The sequence below is a fragment of the Ignavibacteria bacterium genome (assembly GCA_036262055.1).
Taxonomy (GTDB): Bacteria; Bacteroidota; Ignavibacteria; order Tepidaquicellales; family Tepidaquicellaceae; genus DATAJP01.
Genome location: DATAJP010000003.1, coordinates 512,930 through 539,286, shown reverse-complemented (window position 1 = coordinate 539,286; position 26,357 = coordinate 512,930). Strand labels below are relative to the sequence as shown.

Genomic DNA, 26,357 nt, shown 5'->3' with positions numbered 1-26,357 from the left:
CCCAGGGAGAATTTTATTTAAATAGATTAGAATGTAATTTTTTGAGAGACGCAAGATGTTGCGTCTCTACCTATTCGGTTAATATTTTTATATAATTCAATATTTCTTGTTCGGCAATTCCCAAATTATCCGAGTTGACTCTTAAAACAGGTTTTTTTCCTTTTTCTTTGTAGCGTTTGTCATAGTATTTAACGAGCATTATTTCAGAGAACTTTTTTACCTCACCGTTTTCCAGATACTCTAAAAGTTCCTCATAGACTTGTTTGCTTAACTGCTGTTTGAAGAAGCCGGATTTTTTTACGAAGATTTCTTTTACCAGAGGTAATCCTTTTAAATCTTTTCCGAAATAATCTTCGGTTATGGTATTAACACGGGTTTCTAATGAAGCAATAAGCTGAATGGAGGGAGCGTTTTCAAGCTTAGCATAAAGAGTATCGGGAATGAAGAAATCACCGATTTTTTTGCTCTCGCTTTCAACCAGAATGTTGTTTTTCTCTTTCAGGAAAAGCAACTGATTAAAGATATTATTTTCGAATGCTGACTGATTTTTGACCGGTTCAAAGCCGCGGATATGGTAAGGGATTTGCCCGAAAAGAGATGACTGATGCCGGGCGCAAAATTCAAGGTCAAGAGCATCGATTTTAGTTGAGATGGATTCAATTAACCTGCTTTTATTATTACCAGTTAGCCCCGTTATTTCAATAAAATTATAATCATTTATTTCTGTCTTAAAAAAATCAATAACGTGCCTGCGGTATGCCTTAAATCCTCCCGCAATTGTGTATAAATTTGCTTCGGGATTTTGTGTCAAAATATCCTCCAGCATTTTAGCAAGATAACTGCTCCTGCCTCCTCCGCGCCAGCAATATACTATTATATTTTTTACGGTTGATTTGCACTCGTTTAAAAAATCGGATAAAGATTCAGACTTTGGATTAGCGTATTTCATTGCAAGCCAGACGGCGGCTGATTGAGAGTAATTTTTATAAATAAGTCCGACGTTATGGCGCTCCTGATTTCTGAGAACGGGGAAATTCACAGCAGAAGGAAGGGCAGATTCGTTGAACTCTTTTTCTGAGCGGGCATCGATAACAATAGCTTCATTGAGTTTTATGTGGTCGAGAGCGTCTGTGATGCTGATTTTTGTGAATTTGTAATTACTGAAAATTGATTTTAGTGGAGGGACATTTGAGCAATCTGATTTACGGATGAAATCAAAAAGTTCTTTTTCGGTATTTAAGTTTTGAATATCCTGCACTGTTTTTATGTAAAATCAAAAATTATTGTTCCGGTGGTGTTGTCGTTATCAGGTGATAAAACTTCGCCGATTATTTTTGCGTTAGGGTCACCGTTATTCTGAATATGAAGCAAAAGCTGTTCGGAATTTTCTTCGGGAACAGAAATGAGGAGACCGCCTGATGTCTGCGGGTCGAAGAAAATGTGTTCGGTGTCGGTGTTTAGTTCGCCAAGATATTTAATATTGTTGCAGGTGTAATCGCGGTTTGATTTATCGCCGCGCGTCCAGAGTTTTTTCTCGATTGCGGTTTGAACTCCGTCAAGAATGGGTAGGTCGCTGACTTTAAATTTAAGAACAACTCCGCTTGCTTTTGCCATTTGCATTGAGTGTCCCGCGAGACCAAAGCCGGTGATATCTGTGCATGCGTTTGCGTTGTATTGAACCATTGCCTCGGAAGCATTTTTATTGAGACGTGTCATCGATGCGATGAGATTTTTATATTGGTCGTCGGAAAGCTTATCGAACTTAATCATGTTATTTAGAAATCCCGTACCGAGAGGTTTTGTGAGAATAAGCAGGTCACCGGGCTGAGCGTTGTTGTTTGCTTTTACGTTAGCGGGATTGATTGTGCCTGTAACTGCCATGCCGTATAAGATAACGGGGATATCAACGGAGTGTCCGCCGATTACGACTGCGCCGGTTTCGTTGAGCTTGTCGAGCCCGCCTGTGAGAATTTCTTTAAGGATGCTGAGGTCTTCGGTTTGCGGAAATGCGACTATATTGAGAGCGTTGATCGGCGTGCCGCCCATTGCATAAACATCGCTGAGCGCGTTGGTGGCGGCGATTTGTCCGAAGATATACGGGTCATCTACAACGGGCGTGAAAAAATCCGTTGTGTGAATAAGCGCGATGTCGTCGTTAATTCTATAAACGCCTGCGTCGTCTTTGCCGTCGAATCCGACAAGAACGTTTTCATTGGTTGTCCAATTGATTCCTTTGAGGGCTTCTGAAAGAATATCGGGAAAAATCTTTGCCGCACAACCAGCGGATTTAACGAGCTGGGTGAGACGTACTTTGGCGTTTTTTGTGTCAGTGTTTGTTTGGTTCATTGAGTAAATTAGTGATAATAAAAATTAGTGTTAATTCTGAAACAACCCCCTTTATCCCCCTTTGTTAAGGGGGAATTTATTTGTGAATCATATTTTTGTAACACACCCCGTCTTTGACTTCGTCAAATCCACCCCTCTCAAGAGGGGATTTTGCATATTGTTTTTTAAAATTGGGATATTTACGTTTACTTGGAGGATAGAAAAATGAATCCATACCACGCCATCAGAAAAATCTTATTTGTTATCTTAATTTCGTTAATATTTATTAATGAATCTTCAGCTCAATCAGGTTGGACCTGGTTAAATCCAAAACCGCAAGGAAATGATATAAATGATGTCGAATGTATTGATTCAAAAGTTTATTGTGTGGGAAAAAAAGGTGTTTATACATTTTCAACAAATAGTGGTGTTGATTGGATAACAAATTATTTGGATGTGAATTCAGATTTAACTTCAGTTGAATTCTTGAATAGTCAAACCGGATTTATTACATCAAACATTTCAAAAATATATAGAACTATTAATGGTGGTTATAATTGGATATCTATGAATATAGGTGAAAGCATGATATATAAAGACATTAAATTTTTTGACTCAAATTTAGGCATTTTAATCGGAGAGAAGGAAATTTATAAAACTATAAATGGAGGATTAAATTGGAATTTATTAACAACATACCCACACAACTATACATTAAATAAAATAGCATTTTCTAATGACAGCACAATCTATATTTGTGGAACTAAAAGCCCAAGTGGGATAGGTGCAAATACGGGAGTCATACTCAAATCATCAAACAGAGGTGAATCATGGTTGGAATCAAATGCCGGTACAGTATTGTTTAGCATAAAATTCATTTCAAATAATAATATTATTTGTCTTGGAATAGGTAAAGTTTATAAATCAACTGATAATGGTCTTTCTTGGATAAATAAGTTAAATGCTGATGGAGTTTATATGTATGATGTTGAATTCTTTGACTCTTCAAACGGATACTTAATAGGTTATAATAGCGGTAATGTATATTTTTTGAAGACAATTAATGGTGGAGATAATTGGGGAGCCGGTCCTTCACTTCCAATGTCAACATCAGTAACAAACCATACAATAAAAAAAGTAAATGAAACGATAGGATATATTACAGGCCCTAAAGGATTAATATTAAAAACTACGGATATTGGAGTATCTTGGAATAGACTAACTTATGGTTATAATATTACCGGAACATTTTATAATGCAACTTTTATAAATGAATCGACAGGATTTGTTACTGGTACGGGTTATAGATATCCTAATGAACAAAATATTGGTATAATTAAAACTACAAACAGTGGGGTTAGTTGGGAAACTTCACCAAATACTGCAGGTGTTGGGAAAATTTATATGATTAATCAAAACACCGGTTTTACTGCTGGCGAATTTGGTGTATTGAAAACAGTGAATTCAGGATATAATTGGAATTCCGTTCTTTCATCCTTTAATATCCATTTAAGTTCGATTTGGTTTCAAGATATAAACACTGGTATTGCAACAGGTGAAGTAGGAAGAATTTATAGAACTGCAAATTCTGGTAGCACTTGGGAAACTCAAATTATTGATGATAGTTATTATACTGATGTATTTTTTTTAAATAATCTTACAGGTTTTATTTGCGGTAAAGATAGAGGAGGAGCATTTTTAAAAACTACAAACGGTGGCATAAATTGGACTTCGCACACAATTGTAGGAGGAACTAATCAATTTAATGCGGCAAGTATTTATTTTATTAACGAAAATATTGGTTTTATTACAGGAGATGGAGGATTATATAAAACAGTGGATAATGGGAATATTTGGTTTCAAATAGATTTCATATATACTGAGTTTGATGCACAAATTAAATTTTATAATAATATTGGTTTATTAACAGGAACAAGCGGTACATACTACAAAAGCACTGATTATGGATTTAGTTGGAATAAATATAATACCGGAACTCATCATACAATAAATGGTATATCAATAGTTAATGATAGTACATATGTATTTGTTGGAGATGGTTTCACAGTTCTAAAAACATCCTCTGGTGGTAATCCTGTTAATATTAAAAAAATAAATCCAGGTATAATTATTTCATCATATTTATTACAGAATTATCCTAATCCGTTTAATCCGGTTACGAAAATTCAGTTTGAAATTCCTAAACAATCTAATGTGAGCATTATTATATATGATGTTTTAGGGAAAGAGGTTGCAAGATTGTTGAATAATGATATAAAACAACAGGGAAGATATGAAATTGATTTTGATGCAAGTAATTTTGCAAGCGGGATTTATTTTTATAAAATGATTGCAGGTGATTTTGTTCAGACTAATAAAATGGTATTGTTGAAGTAATATTTATTTTTTTAATTTTTAACACACCCCGTCTCCGACAAGTCGGAGCCACCTTCCGCCATGACGGGACGTCCCGCTTCTCAAGAGGGGAATTTTAAATTAGCTTTCTAAACTGATGATCACTTTGCTGGGGATTCTTCGCTTCGCTCAGAATGACATTGCCAATTTCCTCCTCCTAAATCCTCCTCCAAAGGAGGACTTAATATTCCATATTGTTTCATTGAAACCTTCAAATAATAACGGTATTTTTAAGAATTATACAAACGTAAACGTAAATTGTAAAACAAGTGGTTTATCATTTTATGTTTAACCTAATATTTAACCGACTTAAATTATAAGATTAATTTATTTACAAAAACGATTAAACCAAATTTATCAGAATGAAGTATAATATTGAAAATCCTGAAATGAAGGAGACGAGGCAAGGATTTGCGGATGCCATTGTTGAGTTAGGCAAAACAAATGAAAAAATTGTAGTGCTTGGCGGAGACGTGACGGGTTCGGTGAAGACAAATTTTTTCAGAGATGCATATCCCGACAGGTTTTTTTCGGTTGGAATTGCGGAACAGGATATGATGGGTACTGCAGCGGGCATGGCGCTGATTGGAAAGATTCCGATTGCATCTACATACGGAGAGTTTGCAACTGGAAGACCTTTCGACCAGATTCGTCAGTCGATTGCATACAGCGAGATGAATGTGAAAATCTGCGCTTCGCACTGCGGGATTTCAGTTGGTCCTGACGGGGCAACGCACCAGTCGCTTGAAGACGTCGGGATTATGAGAATACTTCCTCACATGACTGTTTGCACACCCTGTGATTATAACCAGACTTATAAAACAATGGTTGCGTGCATCGATGCGGTTGGTCCGTTTTATGTGAGATTTTATCGCGACAAGACTCCGAACTTCACGAGCATGGATGATAAATTTGAAATCGGGAAAGCGGATTTGCTTGTTGACGGAAGTGATGTAACATTAATTGCAAACGGATTGTTAGTATGGGAGGCGATAGTTGCTTCGGAGATGCTTAAGAAAGACGGCATCAGCGCGAGAGTTGTGAACATGCATACGATTAAGCCGATTGATGTGGATATGATTTTGAAATGCGCGAAAGAAACGGGATATATTGTTACGTGTGAAGACCATCAGAAACAATGCGGGCTTTTTGGAGCGGTTGCAGAAGTGCTTGCGGAACGAATGCCGACTCAGATGGATTATATCGCTGTCGAAGATACCTTCGGTGAGAGCGGTAAGATATATGAGCTGATGAATAAGTATCTGATTGACCGTGATGCAATTGTGAAGAAGGTGAAGAAGAGACTGAAGAAATAATTTGCAATTAGCAATTTACAATGTGCAATGATTCTTCTGTTCGAAGATTAGTGTATAAAATAATCTGGTCTTGTAACATAATTACTTAGATTCCCGCCTTCGCGGGAATGACAGAAAATTTGGGAATTACAACCCCCTTTATCCCCCTTTGTTAAGGGGGAATATATAACAAAATGGATTTTGTTTTCGTAAAATGAAAAAGTATTAACTCATTCAAAATAATTTTAATTTAGTATTTTCTAATATTAATTTAGTAACAAAATAAAAAGAAGTAAAAGAAATAAATGGAATATTTAATTAGTAAGAAAAAAATGAATAAAGTAAAAGTAGCCATCGGAATATTCGTTGCGTTGTCTCTTGCAACCGGTGTATTGGTAGGAAAATATTTATTGTCAGGTGACGGTAATAATAATTCAAATAAGTTAACTCCTGCAGTTAATAAAACAGAACAGACTCAGCAAATATCAGATGACAGGCAAACGGCAATCACGAGAGCGATTGCAAAAGTATCGAATGCAATAGTCGGCATTAACGTGGAAGAAGAGCGTGAAGTTCAGAATCCATTTTTTAATGATCCGTTCTTCAGACAGTTTTTCGGAGACCAGGGTTCGCAAAAGCAAGTTGTGAAAGGATTGGGTTCAGGTTATATAATTTCTGCCGATGGATATATTCTGACCAATGACCACGTTGCAGGACATGCGACAAAAATTTCGGTTACGTTAACATCAGGCGAGACAGTTCAGGCGAGACTTATCGGAAGCGACCCGATATCTGATGTTGCGCTTCTGAAAATTGATAAGAGCAATCTTACGTTTATAAATCTCGGAAATTCAGACAACATCATCATTGGTGAGTGGGTTATTGCGCTTGGCAATCCTTTCGGATTGTTTGAAATAAATGACCAGCCGACTGTAACAGTCGGGGTTGTGAGCGCAAAGAACATGAAAGTAAGCGCGGGTGACGGACAAAGAATTTACAGGGACATGATTCAGACTGATGCTTCGATTAATTCAGGTAACTCAGGCGGTCCGTTGATTGATACGGACGGAAATGTAATCGGTATGAACACGATTATCTATACAGGCAGCCAGTTTTCGCAGGGAAGTATCGGAGTTGGATTTGCAATTTCAATTAATAGAGTTCGCGGTATTCTTGAACAATTAAAAGCAAATGGAAAAATAGACAGAAACTTTAATGTCGGATTCAGAATTCAGGGTATTGATGAAAGAGTTGCGAATTACTACGGTCTGAAAAGCAAAAACGGAGTCATTGTAACACAGGTTTTGCGCGGAAGTCTTTCGGATAATGCGGGTTTGAAAACCGAAGACATTATTGTTGAAGTGAATGGTGAAAAAATTATGAACGAACAGGATTTGATTTTTTCAATCAATGATTTACAGGTAGGGGATACGGTTAAGATGAAAATTATCCGAAGCGGTGATGAAGAAGAGATTGAAATGAAATTAACATCATCGAATTAATCGCATTTATTAATGTATAATAAGATTAACGATGAAGTTCTAAATAAGCTTACAGAAATCGCAGGGAAAGAAAATATTTTTCTTGACGACTATAACTTAGATATATACTCCAAAGATTACACGGAAGACTTCCGGTTCAAGCCGGAAGTCATCGTGAAGCCGCACACCACACAAGAAGTAAGCCAAATCATAAAATTAGCGAATGAGTTTTCCATTCCTGTTTATCCGCGAGGCGGAGGAACGGGGCTGTCAGGTGGAGCTTTGGCAATTTTCGGCGGGATATGTTTATCGATGGAAAATTTTAAGAAGATAATTGAAATCGATGACGTGAATTTTCAGGCGGTTGTAGAGCCGGGAGTTATCACGCAGATTTTTCAGGATGAGTGTGAAAAGAAGGATATGTATTATCCGCCTGACCCAGCATCACGGGGAAGCTGTACGCTTGGAGGCAATCTTGCGGAGTGCGCGGGCGGTCCGAGAGCGGTGAAGTACGGAGTGACGAAGGATTATATTTTAGGAATTGAGTTTGTTTCTCCAACGGGAGAAATTTTGAATACGGGTGCGAGGGTGATAAAAAATGTTACGGGATATAATCTGACACAGCTCATTGTCGGCAGTGAGGGAACGCTTGGGGTAATTACAAAAATTATTTTCAAGCTTATACCGAAACCTAAACATAAAAAAGTTTTGCTTGCTGCTTTTGATGATATGCGTAACTGCACGGCAGCAGTTGCGGAGATTTTCAGAGCGGGTATTACACCGTCAGCATTAGAGTTTATGGAGAAGTCTGCTATTCAGGCGGCGGAAAGGCAATTGCATAAAGTTTTTCCGAACAATGAAGCGGCGGCGCAGTTGTTGATTGAAGTCGATGGGAATTATGAAGACCAGTTGAACAGCGATATCGAAACCATTGCAGGAGTGCTTGAGAGGTTTAATGTGATTGATATTGTTCTTGCCGAAGATGCGCAGAAAATGAATGAGCTTTGGGCTTTGCGCAGGTGCATTGGCGAAGCGGTGAAATCAATATCGGCTTATAAGGAAGAAGATACCGTTGTTCCGAGAGCGAAAATTCCTGAGCTTGTAAGCGGAGTGAAAGAAATCTGCGAGAGGTATGGCATTACTTCGATTTGCTATGGACATGCGGGTGATGGTAATGTGCATGTGAATATTTTGAAGGATAAATTAGATAGTAAAGCTTGGGATGAAAACATTGAGCCGGCGGTTAAGGAAATTTTTCAGTTGACCGTCGGTCTTGGCGGAACGATTTCGGGCGAGCACGGAATTGGGTATTCACAGAAAAATTATTTATCGATTGCCTTGAAGAAAGATGAGATTGATTTGATGAAGAAGATTAAGGATACGATGGACCCGAAGGGGATTTTGAATCCGGGGAAGATATTTGGGGATTAGGTTTTTCGCAGGAGTCCCTTTCAGGAGACTCCTGCGGGAGAAAGTAAGTTTAAAAGGTTAAGAGGGAATTTACACACCCCGTCTCCGACTTTGTCGGAGCCACCCCTCTCAAGAGGGGAATTTTGTGTTAGAGCGTGTTTAGAGCGTGAGCAATATTAGTTCAATAAATATATTCGCTTAGATGACCCAGAGGGTTCCCCCCGCCTGCGCGGGAATGACAGGAGGAGTTGTCCTCCCCCTAACCCTCCTGCCGAGACGGGACGTTCCGCTTACAAAGGGGGAAATAAAAATATGATAGTAACAGAAATACAGCAGAGAGTTTTGTATGCGCATACGGATAAGATGGGTGTGGTGTATTATGGCAGGTATTATGAATATTTTGAAGCCGGAAGAAATGATATGCTGAGGCAGATTGGTTATCCATATACAGAGATGGAAGCAATCGGGATTGCACTTCCGGTGATTGAGAGTTCGGCAAAATATTTTTCATCGGCGACTTATGATGATGTGATTACCATAAAAACGATTTTGAAAGAAGTGCCGACTGTGAAAATAAGAATTGAGTATGAGCTGTATCTTGGTGATAGATTGGTTGTAACGGGGCATACGGTGCATTCTTTTGTGAAGGCGGATACGATGAAGCCGACAAGACCACCGGAGAGATTGTTGGAGATAGTTAAGGGGAGGATTTAACACACCCCGTCTCCGACAAAGTCGGAGCCACCCCTCTCAAGAGGGGAATTTTGTGTTAAGTACGATAAACAGTCTTGACTGTCGTGTACTGGGATTCCTGCCTTCGCAGGAATGACAATCATTAGTTGAAAATAAAATTGAATCACTATAAAAATTTTAACTGGAGAGAGTGTGATAAGCTGATTAGATTAGCTTTGCAGGAAGATGTCGGTAGGGGTGATGTTACGTCAGAGTTTTTGATTCCAAGGAATGAACATTCGAAGGCAATTGTTTTGGTTAAGGAAACAGGAATCATTGCGGGATTAAAAATTTTTGAGAGAGTTTTTGAACTGATAGATAAAAATGTTAAGGTAAAATTTTTTGTTAAGGATGGTGATAAGGTTAAAAAAGGAAAAGTTGCGGGAGAGATTTCGGGAAAGACGAGAAGTTTACTTATGGGTGAAAGACTGAGCTTAAATATTATTCAGAGGATGAGCGGGATTGCAACGATGTTGAACGAAGCAACGAGAAGATTGAATAATAAGAACATAAAGATTTTAGATACAAGAAAGACCACCCCGAATTTCAGATTGTTTGAAAAACTTGCAGTGAAAATCGGCGGCGGTGAAAATCACAGGTTTGGCTTATATGATATGATGCTTATAAAAGATAATCATATCGAAGCAAATGACGGAATTGAAAATGTTTTGAAGAAACTCAAAAGGTTCAGGAAAAAAGTAAAGGTTGAGATTGAAGTAAAAGATTTAAATGAGCTGAAACTTGTTGTCGAGAAAGGAAGGGGATTAGTTGACAGGATTATGTTTGATAATTTTAATTTAAGTCAGCTTAAAAAAGCCGGTGAGTTGGTGAAGGGAAGATTTGAAACTGAGATTTCGGGTGGTGTGAATATTTCAAATATCAGAAAATATTCAAAACTGCGCGGAATCAATTATATATCCTCGGGAGCGCTGACTCACTCAAATAAGTCGCTAGATATAGCATTAGATTTTATATCTTGAAAAAATAGTGCTTTTAAATTATTTTTCGCTATATCAACTTCAAAAAAACCACATATGAAACAATTATCCCACAAATTTTCATTTCTTTTTGCATTAGTTGTTACAGTCGGTGTTTTGCTTGCCTGTAATAAATTCAAAGGTGATGATAATAATACATCATCAGGAAGTGACAATAATAAGCAGCAAACTACAAAAACCGAAGAAAATAATTCAGGTAACAATAACAGCGGCTCAAATAACAAATCATCCGACAACACAACAAAGAATAATACTTCTGCAGGAACTGTAAGCGGAAAACTTTATTTCTGTGAAGATTACAAAAACGGAGAAGAAATTGGTGTCTCAGATAGATTCACACCCGGCTGGCTTACAGTTATGGTAAAAACCGATGAACCTTTAGGAGTCAGCAAAGCCGAATTGAGATTATCAAAAGTTGCTGACGCGAACGGTGATAAAATCAGTGAGCAGATAATAACAACCATTCCTTTCGACATTCAGCCGAACTGGACTTATACTTATTTTCAGGACAAGGATAAATTAAAATTCAGTTCACCGGGAACATACAGAGTAATTTTGCAAAAAACAGACGGAACACCGCTGCTTTCAAATGACGTAGAAGTCGTAAAAAGATAAAAAATGATGGAACTTCCGTGCTATAAAATAGATTAGAAGGAAGTAGAAGTAATAAGCTATAAAGGTTAAATTATAGTTTATTCATTAATTAAATAAATAAAAGGAGACAGAATGTCTAAATTAAAATTACTTTTTGGATTATTTGTTGTTGCTTTGTTGTTTGGTTTTAGTTCAAAATCAAACGCACAAAGCGAACCTGTGATGTATTTCTGTGAAAAATATGATGACGTAACAGGTGAAATTGATGTCAGTGACAGATTTTATCCGGGATATTTAACTGTTATGGTTAAATCTGCAAACGCATTGGGATTATCAGATGTATCAATTCAGTTTGATAAGTATGATTGCAGAACCGGTACTTTTTCATTTTACAAAAAATTCAATTATTCAGTTTCACCCGATATGAAATACATTTATTTTTCAAGAAATGCTGAAAGCGACATGAGCTTTGATGACCCGGGAATTTACAGGGTATTCTTGCTCAACAGCAGCAACAGAACTGTTGCAAGCGCGCTTGTTGAAATTATTCCAAGGTAATAAAAAAAATAAAACTTTTTAAAAGACAGGCGCAATGTGCCTGTCTTTTTTTGTATAAAAATACAAGTAAATGAAAAAACTAATACAAAATTACAAGCTTTACGCTTTAATTTTATTTTCAATTATTTCTTTTGGGGTTTCGAGCGCAAATTCACAGACGTTATATTTCTGTGAAGGGGTTGACGGAAGCGGTTATGCGCAGTCGCCGAGCAGTGTATTTACCATAGGAGGCAACGGGGGATATCTTTATTTTCTCGTGCGTTTACCGTATGAGCTGGGCACAAAAAGCGTTTCATATGAAATTTATAAAGTCGACAGTTACGGCGGGGAGGCATATGACAATACGATTTATCAGGATACAGAAAGAGACTGGATATGGTTCTACAAGCAGGTAACTTTTTATAAAGCCGGCTTATATAATGTTTATGTATATGACAGTGAAAGGAATTTCTTAACTTCAGGTCAAGTTAGCATCCAATATAAATAACATCAGTAAAAAAATATTATTCATAGAAAAAGTTATCCGTTGTTATGGCGGGTAACTTTTTTTGTTTAATGCATTTAATGCAATGATACAAAAAATAAAAAATCTTTCGAAGGAAACGCTGATTTACGGAACCAGCACGATGGTCGGAAGATTTTTGAATTTCATACTCGTTCCCTTTTATACGAACTTCATTCCACCGGCAGAATATGGTATCATCGCAAATATTTTTGCGTACATTGCAATTCTCAATGTCTTTTTTTCTCTCGGGCTTGAATCAGGATTTTTCAGATTTTCGGCTTTTCAGGAAATAGGAAGCAAGAAAGAAAATTTTTCACTACCGTTCGTTACTATTTTTTTAAACTCACTTATTTTATCTGCAGTTTTATTTTTCTTTCCATCCGTTTTTTCGGGAATTTTTTCTGTCACACAAGCTAACTATGACCTCATAAAATATACGGCTCTCATTTTATTTTTTGATGCAATAGTTCTTGTGCCGTTTGCAAATCTGCGTCTTCATCACAAACCGGTTAAGTTTTCGATTATTAAAATAATCAATATTGTTGTTAATGTTGCTTTGAATTTCATATTGATAATCGGATTTAACATGGGTATTGAGGCAATTTTAATCAGCAACCTTGCGGCTTCGGTTGTAACGTTTATTATTCTCCTGCCGGAAATTTTTGCAAACCTGGAAATTAAATTTAACAAAGAGTTATTTATTGAACTTTTGAAGTTTTCGCTTCCTTATATTCCCGCAGGAATAAGCGCGAATATCATACAGGTAATCGACAGACCAATGCTCGTATATCTGACGAATGATCAGACAGCAGGGATATATACTGCGAATTACAAGCTCGGGATAATAATGATGATATTCGTTACAATGTTTGATTTTGCGTGGCGACCTTTCTTTTTGAACAATGCGAAGGATGAAAATGCAAAGTTATTGTTCTCAAAAGTGATGACTTTATTTATTATGGTAGGAGCGTTCATTTGTCTTGTAACAACTTTATTTTTGAATGACATCATTCTGATTTTTGGTCAAAGCTACAGGTCGGGACTGGAGATTGTACCTATTATTTTGACAGCATATTTATTGAACGGGGTGTATGTGAATCTGATGCCGGGAATTTACTTCAAGAAAAAGACAAAATACCTGCCTTTGATAACGGGAATAGCTGCGGCTGCAAATGTAGTCTCAAACTTGCTTCTAATCCCATCGTTAGGAATGATGGGAGCGGCATATTCAACTTTGCTGAGTTATTTACTAATGGTAATCGGAATTTATATAACAGCGCAGAAGTTTTACAGAATTGATTATGAATATTTTAAAATCTGCATGATTTTTTTAAGCTTAATTTCCGTTATTTTATTTTGGTTTTATTCCCCCCAAATAAATCTTATCACAAAATTGCTGATAATTGCAGGATACATCGGCATAGTATTTGCATTTAAAATTGTGAATTTTAGCACCGTTGCTAAATTGGTTAAAACTAAGGGTGTATGAAGGACGTTATTGCGATTGTCGGTCCTACAGCATCCGGAAAAACAAAGCTTTCAATTGAGATAGCGAAGAAAATTAACGGTGAGATTGTATCAGCGGATTCACGTCAGGTTTATCTGCACATACCGGTCGCAACTTCTGCACCTTCTTTAAATGACCGGAATTTAATTAAACATTATTTCATTGAAGAGCTCAATCTTGATGAGGAATTTAACGCAGGAGAGTATGGTAAAAAAGGACGGGTGATTATTGAAGATATTTTGAGCCGCGGAAAAACTCCAGTAATAGTTGGGGGAAGCGGACTTTATGTGCGTTCATTGATTGAAGGATTTTTTGATGAAGAAATAAAGGATAAAAAAATAAGAGCCGAACTGAACGAAAAGTTAAAACAGAAGGGGAGGGAATTTTTATATAATGAGCTTAAAGAAATTGACAAGATTGCCGCAGCGGCAATGCTCCCAAGCAATATACGAAGAATTATCAGAGCGCTTGAAATTTATTATGCGACAGGAAAAAAGATTTCTGAACTGCATAAAAATAAAGTCGAGATAAAGTTCAGAACTCATCAATACGGGTTAATGCTTGAAAGAAAATATTTATATGAGAGAATTAATGACAGAGTCGATGAAATGATAAAAGCCGGACTGGTTGAAGAAGTGAGGGCTTTATGGGATAGAGGTTATAGTTATAAAAATTTCAATTCCCTCAATACCGTGGGAATTAAAGAAGTGATGAAATACTTTGAAAACGAATATAATTATGAGGAAATGGTGGAAATGATTAAACAAAACACGCGAAGATATGCAAAAAGGCAAATGACCTGGTTTAACAAGGATAAAAAAATAAAATGGGTTGTAGTAGAACATACGACAGATTTTGCCGTATTATCTGATTATATTATAAACGATTTTTATAAAAATAGTGAAAAACTTAATTAATCCTTAAATCCTTTATTTTAGTTAATGCTCAAAAAACTGCAGGTTCTTTCCCCAATAATTGCACTCACAATTATACTTTTCCAAAGCTGTAACATTGAAAAATTTGTTGCCCCAAACTGGGAAGTCGAAGCAAATTTATCTTTTGTAAACAGGAATTATACTGTTTCGAAAATGCTGGATAAGCAGCAGAACATTTACATCGATTCGGTAAGCAATGATGTTGTACTTGTTGCATCGGTCGATGACGTTGATGAAATCGGGACCTCTCTAAATTTCGACGGAATAGCCACAAAGGTAAACAATTTTATTTTTAACAGAGACACGATTATTAATCTTGATTTCGATGACTCAAGTTATGTGAGAGAAGCATTTTTTATTAACGGAAACGTAAATCTTGTTTTCAGAAATAATAATTCGTTTCCATATAACTTTACGCTAGGCATAAGTAATCTCAAAAAACTTTCCACAAATATTTCATACAGTTTGTCGGGAACAGTTGACCCAAATTCTACGAGAAGCTATAACATTCCGCTAATTGATTATAAAATTCAGAATACGGTTTTGCTGAATTATCTTCAGTTTCAAATTTCTTCATCCGCATCCCAGCAGGGAACTGCTTCGTTTGATTATTCCGTCAGCAGAACCGACATAAATTTTGTTTCGGGAAAAGTTAAACCTTTATTGTCGAAAAATGTAAAAGATACAATCGATGACCCGTTTGGAGAGAATGCACCTGAAAACCCGTTAACTATTTCTACTATAAAAAAATCAGAGTTCAGAATAAGAAATTATGCAGAGTCGCAGATTACATTGCAGAAAGCATATTTCACCGGTGAAAATAAAATAACACATTCACAGGTCAGACTGCTTTATGATTTTGACAATAACGGAACGCTTGATTCATTTTACAACGTTGTTATTCCGAGAAAACAGGCAGGGCAATCATATGGGGAAGTGAAATTAAACATAACTCCGTCTAACAGCAACATTATTTCATTTTTAAATAATGTTCCGGGAAAAGTTTTTTATAACAGAGACCAGGTGTTTAATTCAGATTATCAGGATGCGACGCTTGATTTTCAGGACAGTATTGTGTCGCATTTTTATGCCGATGTTCCTTTGCGTTTTCAAACAAATAATTATAATTCTTACCGTGATACCACCAAAGGCGGATTTACTCAGAAGCAAAGAGATAAAATAAATAACATTTCGAAGATAAACCTCACGACAACATTGATAAACGGCATCGCTTTAAAGATGCGGGTTAAAATAACTGTTGCGGACTCTACGAATAATCCGCTTCTTGTGTTGACCGAAAAAGTTGCAAATCCTGAAGCGGACGGTTTCGTAACTGTGGATGCGGCTGATGTTGGAACTGACGGAACGGTTGTGCCCGGAGGTCAAAAGACAAGAGAGATTATTGCAGAACTAAACAGAGATGACATTGCAAGAATAATAAGTTTCGGAAAGGTTTTTGTTGAAATGGAATACATTACAAATCCGAATGCGGGATTGATACGCGTGCGAGGAGATGATTTTTCTATTATACGAAGTATAGGAGTGTTAAACTATGTTGTGGAACCCTAAATAATTTTAATATTTAATTTATATGTTATTTAAAATTTTTAAAATAGTTTTTTGTTTTGCGTTGTTCTTCAGTGTCGGAAGCTTGTTTGCGCAGTCTTCCGATAATCCTAAGTCAATGGCTTTGGGCAGAACATCGGTTGCGAATTCGTTTAATATAGATGCATTGAATAATAATCCGGCTAACCTTGTATATAATGGAACGTTCGATAAATCAAATTATTACATTTCGGTGTTCAGTTCTGCCGGATATATGATGAACAGTGAATTTCTGACGCTGGATTTTTATAATAAATATTTCACAGGTAATGAAAACGGAGGAGCAAGATTTTTAAGTGATATAGATAAGAAGGATATTTTGAAGCAGTCATCGAACACTGCTTCGAACTTTGGAGTGAATTTAAAATTTTTCGGACTTGTGATTAAGGATAAAGATATAGGCGCATTTGGGTTTAGCGTGGAAGACAGAATTTTGGGAAAGAATTATTTACCTGAAGACGCAATGCACATAGCGCTTTTTGGTAATGAAAAAAACAGAACTTATGATTTTTCGGATTTTGACATAGACATGAGCTGGATTAGACAGTTGAATTTTTCTTATGCCAGAGAGTTTAATGATTTGTTTAGCGGCATTGATGGGTTTAGCGCAGGGATTTCGGTGAAGCCGGCATTAGGATATTATAATTTTCACATGCATAACAATGACCTTACGCTTCATACTGATGACAGTAATAAAGTAAATGCACGAGGAAACATGGTTATGCGTTCATCAAGAATCGGTAAAGAAAAGGGTGCGATTGTTTTTCCTGAGTTCACTGAATTAGCTGGATTCGGGATGGGTTTTGATGTTGGGTTTCATTTTAAATTTGATAAAAAATGGGATATGGGTCTAAGCGTAACCGACATCGGCTGGATGAACTGGTATAAAAACACAAAAGAGTATTTGTATGAGGGGGATTTTCTGATTACGGATTTGGGAAACTCGGAGCAATATGACCGGCTTTTAAATTTGATTGAAGGGACTTCGCAGGAGATTCCGAATTACCAGCAATCAATGCCGACAACGGTTCACGTGGGGGTTAACTATAAAATCTTTGACCCTATATTTTCTAAAAATTCTATTGAAAGAGCGAATATATCATTTGAATATGCTCAGGGGCTATCGAACACATCAGGTACTTTGATGAAACCGCTGTTTTTTCTTGGAGGAGAATATATGCTGAGCCAATATTTTATTCCGCGAATGGGATTTGTGCTTGCTGACAAGGAGAATTTTGCTATGAGCTTAGGCGCAGGTATGGTAACTGATTATTTTGTGTTTGATATAGGAACGCATAACATACTTTCTATCGTTGATGTGAACAAATCAACGAAAACTTCGTTTGCAGTTTCGATGAAGTTGAAGTTTGACTAAAAGCAAAAGGCAGAAGTAAAAAGGCAAAAGTAATTAAGCTATAACTTTCAACTTTGTTGTTTTTGCCTTTTGCTTTTTGACTTTTTACTTGTTAGTTATTGTCCACTCTAAATATCTTTCACGTAAAAGGGGGGTGATGCGATAGCGATCATCTCCGTATTCATTATACATTGATTGCAGGATGTTATAAACAACGTCGAGTCCGATGCGTTGACTCCATTCGATTGGTCCAAAAGGATAGTTTGTGCCGAGCTTCATAGCAGTGTCGATGTCGTTTTCGTTAGCAGTATGCTCCTGTAAGACGAGATATGCTTCGTTTATGATGAGAGAAACTATTCGAAGATTTATCATTCCCGCGCGGTCTTCCACCCAGATAGTATTTTCAAATAAATCATTGATGGAGTTAATATAATCCTGTGAGGAGAGGTTTGTCTTTGTGCATTCGATGCCTTTGACCTGACTGAATGTTGGGTATAAACCTGCTCCGAAAAGGCGGTTAAAGTTTTTGACTCCGCGGAGCTGAGCGGTTAATGGAATGCATAATGATGAAGAAATTATTAAAGTATCGTCGGAGATATTATCTTCTAAGTACTTGAGATTATTGAATTTTAACTCCTTGTCGTAATTTGTAACTTCAATGGTTATATCGGCATCGGTTGGAGATGCTGAGAACTGGTATTTGGAGCTAAGGAAGTTTTTTAGTTCGGAAATCAGGGCGTCATTATCGCCGATTATGAATAAATTCTTCATTTGAAATTAATTTAATTTGTCACTTTCTTTTGAAAGATCAAAAGAAAGTAACCAAAGAAAAATCTTCTGCTGCTGAGACGGATACACACCCCGCCGCTTTGCGGCACCCCTCTCAAGAGGGGAATTTAAAAACTAAAAACTTGTCACCCTGAACTTGATTCAGGGTCAACGTTTCGTTGATGGATGACCCAAAGGGTTCCCCCTGCTTGCGCAGGAATGACTTCTTATTTAAATGACTTCTTATTTATATGAACAAAACCGACTTAAAAAAATATTTAGAACAGGTTTATAATCAGTATAAGCATAAACATTCATCGAAAGACCCGGTTTGGGTGCTGCATAAGTTTGTGCACGAACGAGATATCGAAATTGCCGGGCTGATTGTCTCTTGTTTTGCCTATGGGCAGGTTGATCAGATAAATAAGTTCACCGGCGAATTATTTTCAAGAACTTCGATGAATATTTACGAATTTACTGCGAATTTTAATGAACAAAAAGACAAAAAATTTTTGAGAGGGCTGTATTACAGGTTCAATGATGAGAAGGATTTGGTTTATTTGTTTAAAAATCTGAACAGGGTATTGAAGGAACATGGAAGCTTGAAGAAAGTCTTTTTGAAGCATCATAAAAATGAGAATGAGAATATTTTGGATGGATTGACCGGGTTAGTGGGTGAGTTAAGAAAGGAGACGCAAAACAAGAATCAAAAGGAGACGCAAAATATTGCGTCTCTACGATATTTACTGCCGTCGCCGGAGGATAATTCGACTTGCAAGCGGCTGAATTTGTTTATGAGGTGGATGGTAAGGAAAGATGATATTGATTTGGGGATATGGAAAGAAATTGATAAGAGTAAATTGGTTATGCCTGTTGATACGCATATTTATAAAGTGACCCAGAAGCTGAAGATGGTTAAGAGGAAAAGCTGTGATTTGAAATATGCGGTTGAGCTGACGAATGAGTTAAAGGAATTTGATGCTGATGACCCTGTGAAGTATGATTTTGCGCTGTGTCATGTCCGGCTCGACAAAAAGTTTTAAATTTATATCAACGCTGAATTTTTATGATTTGTTTATGATTCACGCTGAAAAAAAAATAAAGAAATTAAAAAATTTCTGCGTAATTCATAGATTTCATAAATATCTGCGTTGAAAGATATTTTACTCCTCTTCTAAAACTATGTCCGTTATGCTGTTGAGTTTTGCGAATTCGAGGGCTTCGGCTTCGGTTTCGAAAGATTTGTAAGCGTCGAATTCAAGATAACGTTTTACACCGCCAGTGTTCACTTCAATTACGGGTCTGGCAATGCCGCCGTGATAATTATAAACCTGAAGCACCCAGTATTTAACGGGAATTTTTGCGAGCTCCTCTTCGGTAACTCTTTTCTTTGGAACGAATTTCATTTTGCGGATGATGAGCCAGCTGTCGCTTGAAGGAAGCGTGAGGTCGTGCGGCGCGTTGATTAACTCGCCGGGGATGACTTCGCCTGTCAGATATGAATAATCTTTAACTTTTGTGAATTCAATGAGCCATGTTTTGTCAGGGTCATCGGTTGCCTGTGCGAGGAAATTTGAAACATAATAAACTACGCCGCCGAACCAGACAATAGAATTTTTTTCGAGATTGAAATTCAATGCGGCAGTATCGTTTTTGAGTTCAATTGATGCAGAGTTCATTGAAATATCTTTCACAGTCCAGTTGAGACTGCCGAAATTTTGCCGGTCGCCCGTACCCATTGTGAAGATATTTTTATAGTTGGTGTATATAACATAGCATTTTATTGCGAGCATAATCTCGCCGCCGAATCTCATTTCCATACCGCCGGGATTTTTGATGGCATATTTTGAAATGGTACAGATACGGTATTTGCAGCCGTTCGTGACGTGAACCGTATCACCGAGAGCATATCCGCCGGTGAACGGCTTGGAAGTCTCGGTCATATAGTTCGAGATGTCCACTTTTGTTTCGTAGTTATCAACATAAAATCCGTCAATGAAAAGTATCCTCCCGCAAAGCTCAAGGGAAGTGTTTTCTACTAACGGAACTTCCTGTGAGTAGGAACTGCTTGTAAAAAGAAAAATGAATGCGAGAAATGAAAGGGTTAGTTTCATAGTTTGTTGTTGAGTGGAGAAAATTTAACGATGAATTGTGCGAATTGAAACGAAAAAATTTAGGAAGGGAAGCCACGAATTATCACGAATTGCACGAAAGGATTTGCCACAGAGAACACGGAGAATCACAAAGAAAAGACTAACCACAGATTTACACGGATTAACACAGAATATCAGAGGTTAAAGGTGAAAGGTGAGAAGTATGAAGTCAATATTCCCCCTTTGGAGGGGGATAAAGGGGGAGGATTAATAAACTGTCCTCCTCCTAAATCCTTCCCGACAGGTCGGAACAGGCACTCCAAAGGAGGACTTACACACCCCGTCTTTGACTTCGCCGAATCCACCTCCCGCCTTGACGGGACGTTCCGCCTCTTCTCATAGGGACTCCTTCGGAGCAAGAGGGGAATTAAAAAGCTAAAAACTTGTCACCCTGAACTTGATTCAGGGTCAACGAGTGCTTTCCGTTTAAAATGATTTTTGTTTGGGTTCCCGCCTGCGCGGGAATGACATTAAGAGAAAGTGCAGAAAAATAAAGATACAATATTTTGCGTCTGTTGAAAGAGGATAATTCAAAGAATCTCTTCGCAGGATTGACAAATTATTTCATAATTTGTAGACAGACAAGAATGTCTGTCTTACCAAAATGAAATGTCATTCTTCGCTTCGCTCAGAATGACATTAAGATAGATATTAAAATATAAAAAAACCTGTCAAGTTTGCACCTGACAGGTTTTTATTTTTTACTTTTGCCTTTTTACTTTTTACGAGGAGAGGATTAATACATATCACCCATGCCGCCACCCATTCCCGGAGGCATTCCCATAGGTGCTTTTTCCTTTTCAGGTTTTTCGACGATACAAGCTTCGGTCATCAATAACAAAGAAGCAACCGATGCAGCGTTTTCAAGAGCTACTCTTGTTACTTTAGTAGGGTCGATGACACCTGCTTTTACAAGGTCTTCATATTTTTCAGTTGCAGCGTTGAATCCGTAGTTACCTTTGTTGTTTTTGACTTCATTGATAACAACCGAACCTTCAAGACCTGCGTTTGAAACGATTTGTCTGATTGGTTCTTCGATGGCTCTTTTGATTATGTTAATACCTGTCATTATGTCTGAGTTAGCATCTTTCAATTTTTCGAGGTTAGCGCTGACTCTTAAAAGAGCAACACCACCGCCCGGAACGATACCTTCTTCAACTGCAGCTCTGGTAGCGTGTAAAGCGTCTTCGACTCTTGCTTTCTTTTCTTTCATTTCGACTTCGGTAGCAGCACCGATTTTCAATACTGCAACTCCGCCTGAAAGCTTTGCAAGGCGTTCCTGTAATTTTTCTTTGTCGTAGTCAGAAGTTGTTTTGTCCATCTGAGCTCTGATTTCATTGATACGTTTCTTAATGTCATCCGATTTTCCGGCACCTTCAACGATTGTTGTGTTGTCTTTATCAACAACGATTCTTTTTGCGGTTCCTAAGTATGAAAGTGTAGCGTTCTCGAGCTTGTAACCCTGCTCTTCGGAAATTAATGTTCCAGCGGTCAGGATTGCAATGTCTTCGAGCATAGCTTTTCTTCTATCGCCAAATCCCGGAGCTTTAACAGCAACTACTTTTAAAGTACCGCGTAATTTGTTTACAACTAGTGTAGCAAGAGCTTCACCTTCGATGTCTTCTGCAATGATTAAAAGTCCTCTTCCTTGCTGCGCAGTTTTTTCAAGAATAGGAAGCAAGTCTTTCATTGTAGAAATTTTCTTATCGTAGATTAAGATATAAGGGTCTTCGAGCTCAGCTTCCATAGATTCAGGGCTTGTCACGAAGTAAGGTGATAAGTAACCTCTGTCGAATTGCATACCTTCAACAACGTCAACGTTTGTATCTGTTCCTTTTGCTTCTTCAACTGTGATAACACCATCTTTGCCGACTTTTTCCATTGCCTGCGCAATAAGGTCGCCGATGTATTTGTCATTGTTAGCTGAAATAGCACCAACTTGTGCGATTTCTTTGTTTTCTTTGATAGGGGACGAAAGGTCTTTCAATCCTTTTACGAGTTCGCTAACTGCAAGGTCGATTCCTCTTTTTAAATCCATCGGGTTAGCACCGCTTGTTACGTGCTTTAAACCTTCACGGTAAATTGCCTGAGCAAGAACTGTTGCGGTAGTTGTTCCGTCACCTGCAACGTCAGAAGTTTTTGAAGCAACTTCTTTTACCATTTGTGCGCCCATGTTTTCAACGGGATCTTCGATTTCGATTTCTTTAGCTACTGTAACACCGTCTTTGGTAACAGTAGGAGCACCGAATTTTTTATCGATAACAACGTTACGTCCTTTTGGACCTAATGTAACTTTTACTGCATTAGCGAGAGTGTCCACACCTTTTTTGAGGGCGGCTCTTGCGTCTGTGTCAAATGTTATTAATTTGCCAGCCATATTGTTTGTTATTCCTTTTTAGTTTTTTAAAATTTAGATGATTGCATAGATGTCTGATTCGCGCATAATCAAATATTCTTGTCCGTCAACAGTGATTTCGGTTCCTGAATATTTTCCGTATAAAATTTTGTCGCCTTTTTTAACTGCCATGGCAACTGTTTTTCCGTCGTCTGTAACTTTTCCTGAACCGACAGCAACAACTTCACCTTTCATAGGTTTTTCTTTTGCTGTATCAGGAATGATTAATCCACCTGCAGTTTTCTCTTCAGCTTCCATTGGCTTCACGAGAACTCTGTCATGTAATGGTTTAAGATTCATGTTTTGTTTTCCTTTTTGATTTATGTTTTATTAACGAATTTTGATTTTATTTTACACACCCCGTCTTCGACTTCGTCGAATCCACCCCTCTCGAGAGGGGATTTTGGAGAGTTGAATTGATTGCTGATTAGCAATCAGTATGTATGAATGCTAATATAATATAAACGGATGGTGAAAGCAATTCAGAAATAAGGTTTGTGACAGGAATTGTATAAAATTAATGTAAAATTTGATTGAAATAAAAGAATATTAGCTTTTGGAGCGTTTTTGACGCTTGGGATTGTTGCTTAAAATGGCATATTAGCTTAGATTCCCGCCTTTGCGGGAATGACAACTAGAAACATTTTATCACACTCTCAAGGGGATTCTTCGCTTCGCTCAGAATGACACAAGGAGACGCAAAATGTTGCGTCTCTACAATATCCCTATTGAATAAATTAATTTATTTCTTTTTAAGTTGTTTTATTAGGCTTGTGAAGATGCGGGAGGCGTGGTCGCGGGAGTTTTCGATAAAGAATTTATCTGTTTCCATTCCGCCGCAGACAACACCCGCGGTGTAAACTCCTTTGACGTTGGATTGAAAATATTTATCCATTTTCGGCTTACCGTTTTTCACGTTGATGCCGATACAGGTAAGGAGAGAGAAGTTCGGGTGATAGCCCGTCATCGAGAAAGTGTAATCGTTTTTGATTTTGAAAATTTTTGCTTTCTGCTTCGGAAGTTTTTGTTCGAGGACTAAAAACTTCGGAGTGATTTCAAGAACTTTGGTATGAAAAAAAGATTTTATCGAACCTTCTTTGATGCGGTTTTCGATGTCGGGACGAACCCAATATTTTACGCTTGGCTTTATGTCGGCTTCGCGAACGATAAGAGTAACGTTTGCATTCTTGCGAAATGTTTCGAGCGCAACATCGACAGCAGAATTTCCTCCGCCGATAACAGCTACGTCTTTATAAGCATACGGATGGGCTTCATCAAAGTAGTGTTTTACTTTCGGAAGCTCCTCGCCGGGAACGTTGAGCAAGTTTGGATTGTCATAAAAGCCGATTGCGATGATGATTGTTTTTGTTGTATAAGAACGAAGCGAGGTTATAACATTGAACTTTGGGTATTTGCCATTGAGTTCGAGTACACGCTCGTCTGTGTGAATATTAAGTTCATATGCTCCTGCAACGCGAGAGTAGTAATCAAGAGCTTCGCGTCGGGTCGGTTTTACGTCGTGAGATACAAACGGCACTCCTCCGATTTCGATTTTCTCAGATGTCGAGAAAAAAGTCATGTTGGTGGGGAAGTGAAAGATGGAATTCACTACGCATCCTTTTTCTATTATAACATAATTGAGATTATTTTTTTTTGCTTCTATTGCGCAGGCGAGACCGATTGGTCCTGCACCGATTATTACAACATCATAAATTTTTTTGCTTGGCATATTTACAGGTGATTATTTTATATTTCGGAAACGTTAATCATGTTTGCAACTTCAGGGTTATCAAAAGGTATTGATGCAACGACGACAATCCTGTCGCCTTTATTGAGTATATTATTGCTGATAATTTTTTCTTTAATGATGTCCATTGTTTCGCCATAGCGCGGAGTGCGTTCAATCATAATTGACTCAACTCCCCATACAAGCTTGAAACGGCGCACCATTTTATCGTTGTTGGTTGCTGAAATTATTTGCGCACCCGGACGGTGATTTGAAATCAGCAATGCTGACCGCCCCGTGCGGGTCATTGTGATGATTGCTTTTGCATTTACACGAGCGGCTATAACGCTCGCGGAATTGCAGATTGTGTGAATAGTGTTTTCAGGTGAATCTTCGACGAAAATCTCGCTGTGATAAAACGACGGTTTAATTGTCTCGGTGCGCAGAATGATTTTTTTCATCATGCTGACTGCAAGAACAGGATATTGTCCCGTTGAAGTTTCTGCCGAGAGCATAACGCAATCGGTGCCGTCGAGAATAGCATTTGCAATATCTGAGGCTTCTGCGCGCGTGGGTGTTGGTTCGGTAATCATGCTTTCGAGCATTTGTGTTGCGGTGATAACGGGCTTAATCTTATCGTTGCATTTTTTAATAATCATTTTTTGAAGAAGAGGGACTTCTTCATTTGAGATTTCAACGCCAAGGTCACCGCGAGCAACCATAATCAAATCTGTTTCTTCAATAATTGAATCTATGTTTGCTATAGCTTCGGGTCTTTCGATTTTTGCGATAACTTGAACGTCGGCATTTTTGGATTTTAATGTTTCTTTAAGAAGACGTATGTCATCTGCAGTGCGGACAAAACTCATAGCAACGAAGTCGATGTTATTCTGTAAACCAAACTCAAGGTCTTGCAAATCTTTTTCTGTTACAGATGGAAGCTTTATTTCGGTATGAGGAAGATTAACTCCTTTATTTTCTTTTAAGATACCTCCGACTACTACTTCGCAATCGCAATACTCACCGCTTATGTCAATGTCAGATACTTTTAATTTTAAATTTCCGTCATCAAGCAAAATAATTTCATCAAGCTTTACATCAGAAGGAAGTCCTGAATATGTAGTAGAAAAACCCTTCTGATCACCGACTCTTTCATTGGAGGAAATGCGGACAGTGTCGCCGAGATTGAGGAGAATGAAGCCGTTTTCGAGCTTACCAACACGTATTTTTGGTCCTGACAAATCCTGAATGATGGCAATCATTTTTCCTGCTGTCTTGCCTGCCTCACGGATGTAATTAATGTATTGTAAATGTTCCGTGCGCGTGCCATGAGAGAAGTTGAGGCGCGCCCCGTCCATGCCTTCTTTGATGAGTTCGAGGATTTTTTCAACGGATGCAACTGCAGGACCTATAGTGCATATTATCTTTGTTTTTTTAAACTGCATTCTTGTTATTTATTTTAACACACCCCGTCTCCGACAAGTCGGAGCCACCCCTCTCAAGAGGGGATTTTCAAATTACTTTTTGTATTTGAAATAAGATGCTTTATAGACTTTATAAACTTTATGAACTTTATAAACTTACTGATTAAGATAAAACAA

At 37.7% G+C, this 26,357-nt stretch carries 22 protein-coding genes; 14 read left to right on the top strand and 8 right to left on the bottom strand.

Features of this window, described 5'->3' with window-relative positions:
• Positions 1-70: 70 nt before the first annotated feature.
• Positions 71-1,258 carry a tRNA 2-selenouridine(34) synthase MnmH gene (mnmH, locus tag VHP32_09520; protein HEX2788132.1) on the bottom strand — a complete coding sequence of 396 codons (1,188 nt, stop codon included), beginning with the start codon at positions 1,256-1,258 and terminating at the stop codon, positions 71-73.
• A 5-nt stretch (positions 1,259-1,263) separates the two neighbouring features.
• Positions 1,264-2,346 carry a selenide, water dikinase SelD gene (gene selD, locus VHP32_09515; protein HEX2788131.1) on the bottom strand — a complete coding sequence of 361 codons (1,083 nt, stop codon included), beginning with the start codon at positions 2,344-2,346 and terminating at the stop codon, positions 1,264-1,266.
• A gap of 204 nt (positions 2,347-2,550) precedes the next feature.
• On the opposite strand from selD, the gene VHP32_09510 reads away from it, so the two are divergent.
• The 13 genes from VHP32_09510 (at position 2,551) to VHP32_09450 (ending at position 17,735) form a co-directional block, all read left to right on the top strand.
• The gene (locus VHP32_09510; protein ID HEX2788130.1) at positions 2,551-4,722 is read left to right on the top strand and encodes a YCF48-related protein; all 2,172 of its coding nucleotides are present in this window, start codon (positions 2,551-2,553) and stop codon (positions 4,720-4,722) included.
• Positions 4,723-5,102: 380 nt separating this feature from the next.
• Positions 5,103-6,056: a transketolase C-terminal domain-containing protein gene (locus tag VHP32_09505; GenBank protein HEX2788129.1), complete on the top strand. Its 954-nt coding sequence runs from the start codon at positions 5,103-5,105 to the stop codon at positions 6,054-6,056.
• 311 nt (positions 6,057-6,367) lie between these two features.
• Entirely contained in the window at positions 6,368-7,537 is a 1,170-nt protein-coding gene (locus VHP32_09500; protein HEX2788128.1) for a trypsin-like peptidase domain-containing protein, read from the top strand.
• 12 nt (positions 7,538-7,549) lie between these two features.
• Positions 7,550-8,947, top strand: coding sequence for an FAD-linked oxidase C-terminal domain-containing protein (locus VHP32_09495; protein ID HEX2788127.1), 1,398 nt, complete (start codon positions 7,550-7,552; stop codon positions 8,945-8,947).
• A 291-nt stretch (positions 8,948-9,238) separates the two neighbouring features.
• The gene (locus VHP32_09490; protein HEX2788126.1) at positions 9,239-9,640 is read left to right on the top strand and encodes a thioesterase family protein; all 402 of its coding nucleotides are present in this window, start codon (positions 9,239-9,241) and stop codon (positions 9,638-9,640) included.
• A 125-nt stretch (positions 9,641-9,765) separates the two neighbouring features.
• Positions 9,766-10,638 (top strand): carboxylating nicotinate-nucleotide diphosphorylase, encoded by an 873-nt coding sequence (gene nadC, locus VHP32_09485; GenBank protein HEX2788125.1) that lies wholly within the window; start codon positions 9,766-9,768, stop codon positions 10,636-10,638.
• A gap of 54 nt (positions 10,639-10,692) precedes the next feature.
• Positions 10,693-11,271 carry a hypothetical protein gene (locus tag VHP32_09480; protein ID HEX2788124.1) on the top strand — a complete coding sequence of 193 codons (579 nt, stop codon included), beginning with the start codon at positions 10,693-10,695 and terminating at the stop codon, positions 11,269-11,271.
• 111 nt (positions 11,272-11,382) lie between these two features.
• Complete coding sequence (locus VHP32_09475) at positions 11,383-11,808, top strand: hypothetical protein (protein HEX2788123.1); 426 nt, start codon at positions 11,383-11,385, stop codon at positions 11,806-11,808.
• Positions 11,809-11,878: 70 nt separating this feature from the next.
• On the top strand, positions 11,879-12,295 hold the full coding sequence (locus VHP32_09470; protein HEX2788122.1) for a hypothetical protein: 417 nt from the start codon (positions 11,879-11,881) through the stop codon (positions 12,293-12,295).
• An 82-nt stretch (positions 12,296-12,377) separates the two neighbouring features.
• Positions 12,378-13,802 carry an oligosaccharide flippase family protein gene (locus tag VHP32_09465; protein HEX2788121.1) on the top strand — a complete coding sequence of 475 codons (1,425 nt, stop codon included), beginning with the start codon at positions 12,378-12,380 and terminating at the stop codon, positions 13,800-13,802.
• Positions 13,799-14,737 carry a tRNA (adenosine(37)-N6)-dimethylallyltransferase MiaA gene (miaA, locus tag VHP32_09460; protein HEX2788120.1) on the top strand — a complete coding sequence of 313 codons (939 nt, stop codon included), beginning with the start codon at positions 13,799-13,801 and terminating at the stop codon, positions 14,735-14,737. Before VHP32_09465 ends, miaA begins: the two co-directional genes overlap by 4 nt.
• 24 nt (positions 14,738-14,761) lie before the next feature.
• Positions 14,762-16,324, top strand: coding sequence for a hypothetical protein (locus VHP32_09455; GenBank protein HEX2788119.1), 1,563 nt, complete (start codon positions 14,762-14,764; stop codon positions 16,322-16,324).
• Positions 16,325-16,346: 22 nt separating this feature from the next.
• Positions 16,347-17,735 (top strand): DUF5723 family protein, encoded by a 1,389-nt coding sequence (locus tag VHP32_09450; protein HEX2788118.1) that lies wholly within the window; start codon positions 16,347-16,349, stop codon positions 17,733-17,735.
• An 84-nt stretch (positions 17,736-17,819) separates the two neighbouring features.
• Here the strand turns inward: VHP32_09450 and VHP32_09445 are convergent, their stop codons facing one another.
• Positions 17,820-18,485 (bottom strand): 3-hydroxyacyl-CoA dehydrogenase family protein, encoded by a 666-nt coding sequence (locus tag VHP32_09445; GenBank protein ID HEX2788117.1) that lies wholly within the window; start codon positions 18,483-18,485, stop codon positions 17,820-17,822.
• Between the two features lie 248 nt (positions 18,486-18,733).
• Here VHP32_09445 and VHP32_09440 point away from each other — a divergent pair, with 248 nt between their 5' ends.
• Positions 18,734-19,525, top strand: a complete 792-nt coding sequence (locus VHP32_09440) for a TIGR02757 family protein (protein HEX2788116.1) — start codon at positions 18,734-18,736, stop codon at positions 19,523-19,525.
• A 120-nt stretch (positions 19,526-19,645) separates the two neighbouring features.
• Here VHP32_09440 and VHP32_09435 read toward each other — a convergent pair whose 3' ends face one another.
• From VHP32_09435 to pyk, 5 genes are all read right to left on the bottom strand, one after another.
• A complete protein-coding gene (locus VHP32_09435) occupies positions 19,646-20,596 on the bottom strand; it encodes a hypothetical protein (GenBank protein ID HEX2788115.1) in 951 nt (316 codons plus the stop codon).
• Positions 20,597-21,371: 775 nt separating this feature from the next.
• Positions 21,372-23,012, bottom strand: coding sequence for a chaperonin GroEL (gene groL / locus VHP32_09430; GenBank protein ID HEX2788114.1), 1,641 nt, complete (start codon positions 23,010-23,012; stop codon positions 21,372-21,374).
• Between the two features lie 33 nt (positions 23,013-23,045).
• Entirely contained in the window at positions 23,046-23,330 is a 285-nt protein-coding gene (gene groES, locus VHP32_09425; GenBank protein HEX2788113.1) for a co-chaperone GroES, read from the bottom strand.
• A gap of 442 nt (positions 23,331-23,772) precedes the next feature.
• Complete coding sequence (locus VHP32_09420) at positions 23,773-24,759, bottom strand: YpdA family putative bacillithiol disulfide reductase (protein HEX2788112.1); 987 nt, start codon at positions 24,757-24,759, stop codon at positions 23,773-23,775.
• Between the two features lie 17 nt (positions 24,760-24,776).
• Positions 24,777-26,201 (bottom strand): pyruvate kinase, encoded by a 1,425-nt coding sequence (gene pyk / locus VHP32_09415; protein ID HEX2788111.1) that lies wholly within the window; start codon positions 26,199-26,201, stop codon positions 24,777-24,779.
• Positions 26,202-26,357: the final 156 nt, after the last annotated feature.

What these genes read in the sequence shown, in the direction of transcription:
- VHP32_09490 (HEX2788126.1), top strand. Translation starts at nt 9,239, where the DNA reads ATGATAGTAACAGAAATACAGCAGAGAGTTTTGTATGCGCATACGGAT.
- VHP32_09510 (HEX2788130.1), top strand. Translation starts at nt 2,551, where the DNA reads ATGAATCCATACCACGCCATCAGAAAAATCTTATTTGTTATCTTAATT.
- VHP32_09420 (HEX2788112.1), bottom strand. Translation starts at nt 24,759, where the DNA reads ATGCCAAGCAAAAAAATTTATGATGTTGTAATAATCGGTGCAGGACCA.
- VHP32_09440 (HEX2788116.1), top strand. Translation starts at nt 18,734, where the DNA reads ATGAACAAAACCGACTTAAAAAAATATTTAGAACAGGTTTATAATCAG.
- groL (HEX2788114.1), bottom strand. Translation starts at nt 23,012, where the DNA reads ATGGCTGGCAAATTAATAACATTTGACACAGACGCAAGAGCCGCCCTC.
- VHP32_09495 (HEX2788127.1), top strand. Translation starts at nt 7,550, where the DNA reads ATGTATAATAAGATTAACGATGAAGTTCTAAATAAGCTTACAGAAATC.
- pyk (HEX2788111.1), bottom strand. Translation starts at nt 26,201, where the DNA reads ATGCAGTTTAAAAAAACAAAGATAATATGCACTATAGGTCCTGCAGTT.
- miaA (HEX2788120.1), top strand. Translation starts at nt 13,799, where the DNA reads ATGAAGGACGTTATTGCGATTGTCGGTCCTACAGCATCCGGAAAAACA.
- groES (HEX2788113.1), bottom strand. Translation starts at nt 23,330, where the DNA reads ATGAATCTTAAACCATTACATGACAGAGTTCTCGTGAAGCCAATGGAA.
- VHP32_09450 (HEX2788118.1), top strand. Translation starts at nt 16,347, where the DNA reads ATGTTATTTAAAATTTTTAAAATAGTTTTTTGTTTTGCGTTGTTCTTC.
- VHP32_09455 (HEX2788119.1), top strand. Translation starts at nt 14,762, where the DNA reads ATGCTCAAAAAACTGCAGGTTCTTTCCCCAATAATTGCACTCACAATT.
- VHP32_09505 (HEX2788129.1), top strand. Translation starts at nt 5,103, where the DNA reads ATGAAGTATAATATTGAAAATCCTGAAATGAAGGAGACGAGGCAAGGA.
- VHP32_09475 (HEX2788123.1), top strand. Translation starts at nt 11,383, where the DNA reads ATGTCTAAATTAAAATTACTTTTTGGATTATTTGTTGTTGCTTTGTTG.
- VHP32_09470 (HEX2788122.1), top strand. Translation starts at nt 11,879, where the DNA reads ATGAAAAAACTAATACAAAATTACAAGCTTTACGCTTTAATTTTATTT.
- VHP32_09480 (HEX2788124.1), top strand. Translation starts at nt 10,693, where the DNA reads ATGAAACAATTATCCCACAAATTTTCATTTCTTTTTGCATTAGTTGTT.
- selD (HEX2788131.1), bottom strand. Translation starts at nt 2,346, where the DNA reads ATGAACCAAACAAACACTGACACAAAAAACGCCAAAGTACGTCTCACC.
- VHP32_09445 (HEX2788117.1), bottom strand. Translation starts at nt 18,485, where the DNA reads ATGAAGAATTTATTCATAATCGGCGATAATGACGCCCTGATTTCCGAA.
- VHP32_09435 (HEX2788115.1), bottom strand. Translation starts at nt 20,596, where the DNA reads ATGAAACTAACCCTTTCATTTCTCGCATTCATTTTTCTTTTTACAAGC.
- VHP32_09465 (HEX2788121.1), top strand. Translation starts at nt 12,378, where the DNA reads ATGATACAAAAAATAAAAAATCTTTCGAAGGAAACGCTGATTTACGGA.
- VHP32_09500 (HEX2788128.1), top strand. Translation starts at nt 6,368, where the DNA reads ATGAATAAAGTAAAAGTAGCCATCGGAATATTCGTTGCGTTGTCTCTT.